This window comes from Shewanella benthica KT99, assembly GCF_000172075.1.
GTDB lineage: Bacteria > Pseudomonadota > Gammaproteobacteria > Enterobacterales > Shewanellaceae > Shewanella > Shewanella benthica_A.
In genome coordinates, this window is sequence record NZ_ABIC01000004.1 from 15,914 (window position 1) to 27,508 (window position 11,595).

An 11,595-nucleotide genomic window follows, 5' to 3' on the forward strand; every position below is an offset into this window, starting at 1 on the left:
ACTGGTTTCAAACTGGTGATTAAAGCCTGATAGAGATGTATTGATTCTATCAGGCTTTTTTGTGTCTAACATGGTTTGTATTTAGATGATCACAGTGGCTGATATTGGGATTGGAGCTCTATATTGTCGCCTAACGAGATTAGGCTTTGGTTTGGTCTAGGGCGATCACCGCGGTTGTTATGCCTGAGCGAGTCACGACATCTGCGCCTTCTGGTGACAGATTAAGGTCTAAGTCGCTAGCGGGAGTACAACAACAGGGCAGACATTCATCGGCTTTGAGTGCGAATAAGGGCTGAGTATGGTAGGTCACGCTGCCGCTGATAATTTGGGTCTTACAGGCGCCGCAATAACCATTACGGCACTCTGAGAAGACCTGAACTTGCTTATGCTCCAGTGCGATCAAGAGGCTAGGGTGCTGCTGATTAAACAGCAGCACTGGCTGACCATAGAGACTGACGATGGGGGCTTTTTTTACCGTCTTATTAAAGGTCAAAGTCTGCAAATTCACTTTCATCGATAGAGGCATCGATTTGACCCACAAGGTAAGAGGACACTTCTACTTCTTGTGGCGCGACTTGAACCGCATCACTCTCTAACCAGTTCTTCATCCAAGGCAGTGGGTTGGTGATCTCGTCATAGTGAGGTGTCAGATTAACCGACTTCATGCGCTCATTGGTAATGTACTCGACATATTGACACAAGATTGCTTCGTTAAGACCGATCATGGAGCCATCTTTAAACAGGTATTGGGCCCATTCTTTCTCTTGCTCGGCGGCTTTGACGAAAATGTCATAGGCTAGCTGCTCACACTCTTCGGCTATCTCACCCATTTCCGGGTCATCAACGCCGGCGCGCATTATCTTGAGGATATGTTGCGTGCTGTTAAGGTGCAGTGCCTCATCTCTGGCGATAAGACGGATAATCTTAGCGTTGCCTTCCATGACATTACGCTCGGCGAATGCGAAAGAGCAAGCGAAGCTCACGTAGAAACGAATCGCTTCTAACACGTTGACTGACACCATACACAGATAGAGTGACTTCTTGATCGTACGCTGTGTGACCAGCAGCTCTTTACCGTTTACGATGTGTGTGCCTTCACCGTGAAGGTGAAAGGCTTGGGTGAGCAGAATTAAGTCATCATAGTACTGGGCAATATCTGTCGCACGCTTGAGGATCTCTTCATTTTTAACTATGTCATCAAAAATGATAGAAGGGTCGTTGACAATATTACGTATGATATGGGTGTAAGAGCGAGAATGTATGGTCTCGGAGAAAGACCAGGTTTCAATCCATGTTTCCAGTTCAGGTAGCGACACCAGAGGCAAGAATGCCACATTAGGTGAGCGGCCCTGAATCGAGTCGAGCAAGGTTTGATATTTCAGATTGGAGATGAAAATATGTTTTTCATGATCAGGAAGTGCGGCGTAATCAATTTTATCTTTACTGACATCGACTTCTTCTGGACGCCAGAAAAAAGACAGCTGTTTTTCAATCAACTTTTCAAACACTTCATATTTTTGTACGTCGTAACGGGCGACGTTAACCGACTGCCCCATGAACATAGGTTCAAGACAAGCATTATTAGGTGTTTGACAAAATGTAGAGTAGGCCATGTTTTCTTCCAGAATAAAGGGGCATCATGCCCCTCATAAATTTAAATATGGACTCAATCATTATATGATGAATCCAGGTCTCAATCACTGCTGCGTGTTATACCAATCGGTATTATATCTTACACGCGCCGCCTTCACAGTCTTCGTCTTCTTTCTCTACGCTGATGATGCTATCCATCTGATCCGAAGCGCCATCACGAGTGTTGTGATAGTAGAGGGTCTTGAGACCGAGTTTGTAGGCATTCAACAGGTCTTTCAATAACACCTGCATGGGGACCTTGTTACCTTCGAATCGGCCTGGGTCATAGTTAGTGTTTGCCGAGATGGCTTGATCGACAAACTTCTGCATTAAGCCCACGAGTTGCAAGTAGCCATCATTATTGGGCATCTGCCAAAGCAGTTCATAGCTATGCTGGTACTTCTCGAAATCCGGCACCACTTGTTTCAGTTGACCATCTTTACTCGACTTAACACTGATGAGTCCACGCGGTGGCTCGATACCATTGGTCGCGTTGGAGATCTGCGATGATGTTTCTGATGGCATCAGAGCCGATAAGGTTGAGTTACGCAGTCCATGTTTAACTATGTCTTGACGCAGTGTTTCCCAATCCATATGCAATGGCTCATCACATATCTTATCCAGAGAACGCTTGTAGGTATCGATGGGCAGTATACCCTTCGAATACGTTGTTTCATGGAATGAGGGGCAGGCACCATGCTCTTTGGCCAAATTCATCGAAGCCTTAAGTAGGTAGTACTGGATGGCTTCGAATGTTCTATGGGTGATGTTATTCGCCGAACCATCTGAGTAGCGTACACCTTCCTTAGCCAAGTAATAGGCAAAGTTAATCACGCCTATGCCTAAGGTTCGACGGTTCATCGAAGATTTACGTGCGGCCTTGATCGGGTAATCTTGGTAATCGAGTAAGCTATCTAAGGCTCTCACAGCCAGATCTGCTAAGGGCTCGAGTTCGGATAGATCTTTGATCGCACCTAAGTTTAAAGCAGACAAGGTACAGAGGGCTATTTCGCCTTCTGGATCATCTATGTTATTGAGTGGCTTAGTCGGCAGTGCAATCTCAAGACACAGGTTTGACTGTCTGATCGGTGCAACCTTACTGTCAAAAGGACTGTGGGTATTACAATGATCCACATTTTGAATATAGATACGGCCGGTAGAGGCACGTTCTTGCATCATCAATGAGAATAGCTCTGTCGCCTTAATCTGTGTCTTGCGCACAGAGGCATCGGCCTCATATTGAAGATACAGACGTTCGAACTCGTCTTGATCTGCAAAAAACGCATCATAAAGCCCAGGTACATCCGATGGGCTAAATAAACTGATCATTCCGCCTTTGATCAGGCGTTGATACATGAGTTTGTTCAGCTGGACACCGTAATCCAGATGACGGACACGGTTATCTTCGACACCACGGTTATTCTTCAATACCAGTAGAGATTCGACTTCGAGGTGCCAGAGAGGGTAGAACAAGGTGGCTGCACCACCACGAACTCCGCCCTGGGAACAAGACTTAACCGCGGTCTGGAAATACTTAAAGAAAGGCAGACAGCCGGTATGGAATGCCTCACCGCCGCGTATTGGGCTACCTAAGGCTCTAATTCGGCCCGCATTCACACCTATGCCGGCGCGCTGGCTGACATATTTAACGATAGAAGAGGCCGTCGCATTGATTGAATCTAAGCTATCGCCACATTCGATCAACACACATGAGCTAAATTGGCGCGTGGGAGTACGAACTCCAGCCATGATCGGTGTTGGCAGTGAAATTTTAAAGGTGGAAACTGCATCATAGAAACGCTTAATGTAGCTTAGGCGTGTCTCTTGCGGATATTTAGCGAACAAACAGGCGGCGACTAAGATATAAAGGAATTGCGCACTCTCATATATCTCGTGAGTGACTCGGTTTTGCACCAAGTACTTACCTTCCAGTTGTTTGACTGCCGCATAGGAAAAACTCATATCACGCCAGTGATCCACATAAGTATCTAAGATGTCGAGTTCTTCGCGGCTGTAATCCTCAAGAATATGTTTGTCATATTTACCTGCCTTGACCAGCTTCACAACATGATCATACAGTGCCGGGGGCTCAAACTGGCCAAATGCCTTCTTTCTTAAATGAAAGATGGCTAAGCGTGCAGAAAGGAACTGGTAATCTGGTGCTTCTAGTGAGATGAGATCGGCAGCGGCCTTAATAATCGTTTCATGAATAGCTTCGGTAGGTATACCATCGAAAAATTGCAGATGTGATCTGAGCTCCACTTCCGATACCGAAACATTTTTAAGATCTTTGGCTGCCCAAGTGATCACGCGGTGGATTTTTTCTAGGTCGATGTTCTCGCGCTTGCCACTACGTTTGGTGACTTTCATATTGCTATTCATTAAAGATAGGCCTTGATAATAATTTTTGAGTATGAGGGATTAACCTCATGCTACGATTTCCTGTATAACAACCAATTTCAACAGCCTAAATTGGTGATTTCCATGATGAGGAATAAGTCATTACTTGTGTCTCTATTTGTCACTCACACACAATATATAGTGTTTTTAAATTTCTTAGGTACAAGATAGTGTTGTTTTGGTGATTTTGCAAGTCACAATTATTTCAATAAGCTGTGGTCATCTTGTGGATAACTTGAGGGTAAGGTTTAGGGTTAGTATTGGCTAACCTTTGAGGTCGGAATTCATTGGCTTTATCCTATTGAGGTGGAATATTGAACGGACGACACATGGTGAAAAGATCACCTGATCGATTGGCGATCTTTTAGTTATTGTGAGTCTTATATGAGCAAGTAATGCCTTAGGGCTAACTGAGAAATTCAAGGACATCCTGGGGGGAGTCGAAATGATAATCGCTTGGCCAATTCTCCGGCGTGTCTGTTGCATCGATATAGCCCCATAGCGCGACACCACCTTGCATTGCGGATGCTCGCGCGGCGACCAGATCCCGTTTCGCATCGCCAAGGTAGAGGATCTCCTGACGCTTACATTTTATCTGCTGTGAGGCGAGCAGCATGGGCGCGGTATGAGGTTTAGCGTAAAGTGTGCTGTCACCACTGATCACGGTTTTCATGGATTGGGTCAAACCTAGGGTCGCGATCAGAGGCCTGGTGTATCTGGCGGGCTTGTTGGTCACTATGCCAAAGGGGATGCCTCTATGGTCCAAATGCTCGAGCAGCTCGGCGATGCCGGCAAATAGACGGCAAAATTGACCGTTTACATCGGTATAAAAACTCAACAGCAACTGCTGTGCTTTAAGGTGAACCTCCTCAGAGGCCTCTGGCAAGGCCGCTTTAGCTAGCGCCATACTGCCATTGGAGGCAATATGGCGCATCTCTTCGAGGCTAACTTGCGGGTAACCTAACTCGACTAAGCTCATATTCAACGCCGCCACCAGATCTGGTGCGGTATCGGCAAGCGTACCGTCAAGATCGAATAACACGGCTTTTATGCTGACGCTGCTAGCCTCATCGAGATGTGTTGTCATCAATCTTCACTCTTACGTGTGGCGATCATGTAGTTCACATCGACACTTTTGCTATAAGTGAAGGTGTCTGTTAGCGGATTATAGGTGATCCCAGTTGCATCTTCACAGAAGAGTTCGGCATGCTCGGCGAGTGAAATTAACTCCGAGGGCTTGATAAACTTCTTATGGTCATGGGTCCCCACTGGCAACATTTTTAACAGGTATTCGGCGCCTAAGATGGTTTCTATATAAGCACGTAGATTTCGATTGATGGTGGAGAAGAACACATAACCGCCGGGTTTGATCATATCGGCACAGGCTTGAACCACCGAACGAGGGTCAGGGACGTGTTCGAGCATCTCCATACAGGTGATCACATCATAGCTAGCCAGATTCTTTTCTCGATGAGATTCGGCTGTGTCCTGTATATAGTCAAGCTGCACGCCGATTTCTATGGCGTGCAGTCTGGCGACATCAAGAGGCTCGGTGCCCATGTCTAAGCCGTTAACCTTGGCGCCGATGCGGGCCATGCTCTCAGATAAGATCCCCCCGCCACAGCCGACATCCAGGACCCGCTTACCAAACAGACCACCACAGGTTTGATCGATATAGTTGAGTCTAAGCGGGTTTAGCTTATGTAATGGTTTAAATTCGCCTTCCGGGTCCCACCAGGTGGCTGCCATTTTTTCGAATTTTGCGATCTCGGCCGGATCGACATTTATTTCCGGTTTAATTTCTTGCTCCACTACATCACCTCAATCGGGATTATTAATGACGTCATTATACCCATAGAATGTCAGATTCAAAGACGGTGTAAATAAGAAACCAACGAATATTTAACCAATTGATTGATTAGCGAACATTGTTTGATTTGGAGTAATTTTGTTTAGAGGTTAATACTTATTTATGTCTAAAATTGAATAGGGTCTGGTGACAAAAAATAACTGTGTTAGAATGCCAAATCACGTTTTCAGGCTGAGCCGTTTACCTCGCTATTTTGGCAGGTGACTGGTAAGCACACTTTCAAGGGATCGAGCAGTTTATGACTGATCTGGCTTCATCTATAACACCAATTAATATTGAAGACGAATTAAAGAATTCATATCTAGATTACGCCATGAGCGTGATCGTGGGCCGTGCACTACCGGATGTCCGTGACGGTCTTAAGCCCGTTCACCGCCGCGTACTCTTCGCGATGAGCGAACTTAAAAACGATTGGAATAAACCCTATAAGAAATCGGCACGTGTTGTCGGTGACGTTATCGGTAAGTACCACCCTCACGGTGATACTGCGGTCTATGATACGATTGTTCGTATGGCACAGCCTTTCTCCATGCGCTACACCTTAATCGATGGCCAAGGTAACTTTGGTTCCGTCGATGGTGATGCGGCGGCGGCGATGCGTTATACCGAAATTCGTATGGATAAGTTAGCCCATCAGCTATTGGCGGATCTTGAGAAAGAGACCGTCGATTTTGTGCCTAACTATGATGGTACTGAGTTTATTCCGGAAGTGATGCCTACCCGCATACCGACACTCTTGATTAACGGCTCCTCAGGCATTGCCGTTGGTATGGCGACTAATATCCCGCCACACAACATCACTGAGGTGATCAAAGGCTGTTTGGCGCTAATCGAAGAGCCTGCACTGTCCATCGAACAGTTAATGGAATACATTCCAGGTCCTGATTTCCCCACCGCCGCCATTATCAATGGTCGCAAAGGGATCATCGAGGCCTACAAGACGGGTCGTGGACGCGCAATCATGCGTTCCAAGGCTGATGTGCAAGTAGAAGATAATGGCCGAGAGCGCATTATCGTCCATGAACTTCCTTATCAGGTTAACAAGGCACGTCTTATCGAGAAGATCGCCGAACTGGTTAAAGATAAGAAGATTGAAGGCATCACAGGTCTGCGTGATGAGTCCGATAAAGATGGTATGCGCATCGTTATCGAGATCAAACGTGGCGAGGTGGGTGAGGTTGTGCTTAACAATCTTTATGCCCAGACTCAGATGCAATGCTCATTCGGCATAAACATGGTGGCCTTGACCAATGGTCAGCCAAAATTGTTTAACCTAAAAGAGATGCTTGAGTGCTTTATTTTACACCGCCGTGAGGTGGTGACTCGCCGTACCGTATTTGAACTGCGTAAAGCGCGCGAACGTGCCCACATCCTTGAATCACTGGCTATCGCTCTGGCCAACATAGATCCTATTATTGCGATGATCAAAGCCTCTTCGACGCCTGCTGAGGCCAAAGTTAAGCTGGTCGCTCAAGGTTGGGAGTTAGGTCATGTTAAAGCCATGCTTGAGAAGGCCGGCGATGATGCGGCGCGTCCTGAATGGTTAGAGCCTGAGTACGGTATTCGTGATGATCGCTATTACCTTACCGAGCAACAAGCGCAGGCTATCTTAGACTTACGCTTACATAAGCTAACCGGTCTCGAGCATGAGAAAATATTAGCCGAGTATGAAGAGCTGATTGAGATTATCGCGGCTTTACTCTACATATTGCATAGCCCTGAACGCTTATTGGAAGTGATCAAGGAAGAGCTAAACGAAATACTGGAAAACTTCGGTGATGAGCGCCGTACCGTCATCAATGCTAACGAAGTGGATATGAGTCTCGAAGACCTTATCAACGAAGAAGATGTCGTCGTGACCTTATCGCACTTGGGCTATGCTAAATACCAGCCATTGACCGATTATCAGGCTCAGCGCCGTGGTGGTAAAGGTAAGTTGGCGGCAAAAGTGAAAGATGAAGACTTCGTCGAGAAGCTACTTGTCGCCAACACTCACGATACGATTCTGTGTTTCTCTGATTTTGGTAAGCTCTACTGGCTTAAAGTGTATCAGTTACCGCTCGCTAGCCGTCAGGCTCGTGGTCGTCCAATCGTTAACTTACTGCCTCTTTCTGAAGGTGAGCACATCACTGCCATTCTTCCAGTGCGTGATTATGCCGATGATAAATACGTCATCATGGCAACATCTCACGGCACAGTGAAGAAGACAGCATTGAAGGCATACAGTAATCCTCGTGCAAACGGTATTATTGCGGTAAATCTTAAAGATGGTGATCAGCTCATCGGCGTCGATATTACCGATGGCAAGAGTGACATCATGCTGTTCTCCGATGCGGGTAAAGTGGTTCGTTTCAACGAGATGGTGAGAGATTCTGAAACGGGTCTGGTCAAACTCGATGCGGAAACCAACGAAGAGCTCGTGGCATTGCGTCCTATGGGTCGTACCGCTACCGGTGTTCGTGGTATCCGCTTAGAAGATGGTCAGAAAGTGGTTTCACTGATTGTACCGAAAGCCGATGGTGCTATCTTAACCATCACCGAAAATGGCTACGGCAAGCGTACCGCACTCGATGAGTATCCGGCTAAGAGCCGTGCGACTAAAGGTGTGGTCTCTATCAAGGTCAGCGAGCGAAATGGTGCCGTAGTCGGCGCCGTCCAAGTTGGCGAAAATGATGAGATCATGCTTATCAGTGATAGAGGTACTTTGGTTCGTACTCCTGCAACGGGTGTCTCTACTATCGGTCGTAACACTCAGGGTGTGACGATAATTCGTACCGCCGAAGGGGAGAAGGTCGTTGGTCTTCAGCGTATCGATGAAATCCATGAGGATGAAGTCGAGCTCGATGAAGAGGGCAATCCTATCATCCAAGAGGGTGATAACGTCGAGGCTGGTCAAGTCGCCGAAGGCGAAGAGCCTAAGGGTGATGATGAGCCCGAAGCTGAGGCAGAGCCTGCCGAATAAGCGTTAACCTCTAAAACGAGCGTCCAATTGGACGCTCGTTTTGTTTTAGGCCAGGGTAAAGTAAAAAAGATAATTGCCAATATAAAAATGTGATAATACCAGCTATGCGCCTTATGGCAGACTGATTTATGACTAACGATGAGAGGATAGAGACGTGAGCGTGACTTATAATTTCTGTGCAGGTCCTGCGATGTTACCCCAAGCCGTAATGCAACAGGCGCAATCTGAGTTATTGGATTGGCATGGCCTAGGGACTTCGGTGATGGAGATAAGCCATCGCAGTAAAGAGTTTATTGCATTGACCGAGCAAGCGGAAATCGATTTGCGCGAACTGATGTCGATCCCGGCTAATTACCATGTGTTGTTTATGCACGGCGGCGGCCGAGGCCAGTTTTCTGCTGTGGTGAATAATTTTCTTGGGCAGCAGGGTAAAGCCCTCTACCTGGTCTCAGGTAGCTGGTCTCAATCGGCCGTTGCAGAAGCCAAAAAACTCACCAGTGATGCTCAGATAGACAGCCTAGATATTGTTGAAAATATTAATGGAAAAAATCAAGTGGTCTTACCAGATCTCAACAAGATAGATCGAGACTATCGTTACTTGCACTATTGTACTAACGAGACTGTCGATGGTATCGAAATATTTGATGAGCTTGATTCGCCATGGCCAATCATTGCCGACATGTCATCGAATATCATGTCCAGAGAGATAAATGTCAACAAGTATGCCTTGATCTATGCCGGTGCTCAGAAGAACATTGGACCTTCGGGTCTGAGTATTGTCATCGTCCGTGATGACATGCTGGAACTGCCAAGTCTGCCTCAGTCTTCCATCATGGATTACCGTTTAGCGGTTAAGCATGGCTCCATGTACAACACGCCGCCGACTTTCGCCTGGTACCTGGCTGCCGAAGTGTTCAAATGGTTAAAAGTCCGTGGTGGCGTAGCGGCCATGGCCAAGATAAACCTGCACAAAGCGGCGTTGCTTTATGACTTTATCGACAGCAGTGATTTCTACACATCCAAGGTTAGCGTTAAAAATCGTTCGGTGATGAATGTGACTTTTTACCTGACCAATGAAGCGCTCAACGGCGAGTTTCTTAATCAAGCCAGCGAAGAAAAACTGGTGGCGCTGAAAGGTCACCGGAGTGTGGGCGGCATGCGCGCGAGTATCTATAATGCCATGCCAATCGAAGGGGTAGAGGCGTTAGTTGAGTTTATGCAGGATTTTGCCAACAAGCATAAGGCCTAACGACTCGAAACAAGTTCCTAGAACCTAGGTCCTAGGAACTTTTCACTTCTATATTACTTTTGCTATCGACTCCGCTAAGTAATCGACGTTCGCCAGTCCGATCCCTGCGATGCTGATGCGGCTAGAATCCACCATGTAGATGCCGTGCTCTTGCTGCAGACGTGCTACTTGCTGTGGATTAATTCCCAGGAATGAGAACATGCCTTTCTGCTGGGCGATAAAGCCAAAGTCACGCTTAACTCCCTTCTCGATCAACTTGTCTACCAACATGTTGCGATTGCCATTGATGCGGTCTCGCATTATTTTAAGCTCATCTAACCATTGTTGCTTTAATTCATCCGAGCCCAGGATAGTTTCGACTATGGCTGCGCCATGGGCTGGCGGCATAGAGTAGATGCAACGGACCACATAAAGCAGCACAGAGAAGGCCACATTCACGCTGGCAGTATCTTTTCCCAGGATTGAACAGGCACCGATACGCTCGCGGTACAGGCCGAAGTTTTTAGAACATGAGCTACACAGAATCATGTTATCTACCGATGCAGCCATCTTACGTACGCCATAGGCATCTTCATCCACGCCGACACCAAAGCCCTGATAGGCCATATCGATAAGCGGTGTAAAGCCTTGTTGCTGGGTTATTTCGATGATCTGATCCCACTGGGCTTCACTGAGATCCATGCCGCTGGGGTTATGACAGCATGCGTGGAGTAAGACCACATCGTCAGGACTGACCTGAGACAGGGCCGTCTTCATCTCATCGAATTTAAGACTCTTGTTGTCGTGATCATAATAAGGATAGGTTTTGACTTCGATGCCAGCGGCTTCGAACAGGCCAGTATGATTGGCCCAAGTTGGATCGCTGACCCAGATCACCGCTGTTGGTGATCTTGTTACTGAATTGGCACGCTTAATAAATTCTGCGGCGACTCTTAATGCGCCCGTTCCCCCCGGCGTGGACACGGTGCGGATACGATCGGCTAACAAGGCTGGATTATCCTTGCCGAAAGCGAGTTCACCCAGCAGGCGATTAAATTGAGCCGAGCCAGTGGGACCGATGTAAACTTTCGTTTCCTCGGTATCGATACGGTGTTGTTCGGCTTTTTTAACACAGTTTAAGATAGGGGTATGACCCCGCTCATCTTTGTACACGCCGACGCCAAGATCTATCTTGTTAGCGCGGGTGTCTTGCTGGTATTTAGTCATCAAGCCGAGGATCGGATCGGCAGGCATCGCGGTGAGAGTGTCGAACATAAGCTTATTTACCCTTTTATTAGATTTGTTGGCGTAATCTGCCTGTTACTCATTAACTTTAGAGTAACGTAAAACACAGACCGAGTAATAGTGCATAGGAGTAAATCAGCAAAGTAATTATCTGGCATGATTCATTGCCACTTAGCTTATTTGTTCCATCATGGACAAGAGTGAAAGCCTACTTTTAGCCCTGTATGGATGCAGAAAATGTCAGTTTGAAAGAAAATT

General features: G+C 46.9%; 8 protein-coding genes. 2 read left to right on the top strand and 6 right to left on the bottom strand.

The features are described 5' to 3' along the window. Positions 1 to 139: 139 nt before the first annotated feature. From yfaE to ubiG, 5 genes are all read right to left on the bottom strand, one after another. Complete coding sequence (yfaE, locus tag KT99_RS02310) at positions 140 to 514, bottom strand: class I ribonucleotide reductase maintenance protein YfaE (protein ID WP_005496604.1); 375 nt, start codon at positions 512 to 514, stop codon at positions 140 to 142. Further along, on the bottom strand, positions 483 to 1,613 hold the full coding sequence (nrdB, locus tag KT99_RS02315; protein WP_005496605.1) for a class Ia ribonucleoside-diphosphate reductase subunit beta: 1,131 nt from the start codon (positions 1,611 to 1,613) through the stop codon (positions 483 to 485). Before nrdB ends, yfaE begins: the two co-directional genes overlap by 32 nt. A gap of 112 nt (positions 1,614 to 1,725) precedes the next feature. Continuing rightward, on the bottom strand, positions 1,726 to 4,014 hold the full coding sequence (gene nrdA, locus KT99_RS02320) for a class 1a ribonucleoside-diphosphate reductase subunit alpha (RefSeq protein ID WP_005496606.1): 2,289 nt from the start codon (positions 4,012 to 4,014) through the stop codon (positions 1,726 to 1,728). Between the two features lie 424 nt (positions 4,015 to 4,438). Then, the gene (locus KT99_RS02325) at positions 4,439 to 5,119 is read right to left on the bottom strand and encodes an HAD family hydrolase (RefSeq protein WP_005496608.1); all 681 of its coding nucleotides are present in this window, start codon (positions 5,117 to 5,119) and stop codon (positions 4,439 to 4,441) included. Then, positions 5,119 to 5,832, bottom strand: coding sequence for a bifunctional 2-polyprenyl-6-hydroxyphenol methylase/3-demethylubiquinol 3-O-methyltransferase UbiG (gene ubiG, locus KT99_RS02330; protein ID WP_050774302.1), 714 nt, complete (start codon positions 5,830 to 5,832; stop codon positions 5,119 to 5,121). The genes KT99_RS02325 and ubiG overlap by 1 nt, the downstream gene beginning before the upstream one ends. Before the next feature lie 308 nt (positions 5,833 to 6,140). On the opposite strand from ubiG, the gene gyrA reads away from it, so the two are divergent. Together gyrA and serC are read left to right on the top strand one after the other, a co-directional pair. Beyond that, a complete protein-coding gene (gene gyrA, locus KT99_RS02335; RefSeq protein ID WP_005496611.1) occupies positions 6,141 to 8,864 on the top strand; it encodes a DNA gyrase subunit A in 2,724 nt (907 codons plus the stop codon). 154 nt (positions 8,865 to 9,018) lie between these two features. Next, complete coding sequence (gene serC, locus KT99_RS02340; RefSeq protein WP_040571511.1) at positions 9,019 to 10,113, top strand: 3-phosphoserine/phosphohydroxythreonine transaminase; 1,095 nt, start codon at positions 9,019 to 9,021, stop codon at positions 10,111 to 10,113. Positions 10,114 to 10,161: 48 nt separating this feature from the next. Here the strand turns inward: serC and KT99_RS02345 are convergent, their stop codons facing one another. Beyond that, complete coding sequence (locus KT99_RS02345) at positions 10,162 to 11,367, bottom strand: amino acid aminotransferase (RefSeq protein ID WP_005496613.1); 1,206 nt, start codon at positions 11,365 to 11,367, stop codon at positions 10,162 to 10,164. Positions 11,368 to 11,595 lie beyond the last annotated feature (228 nt).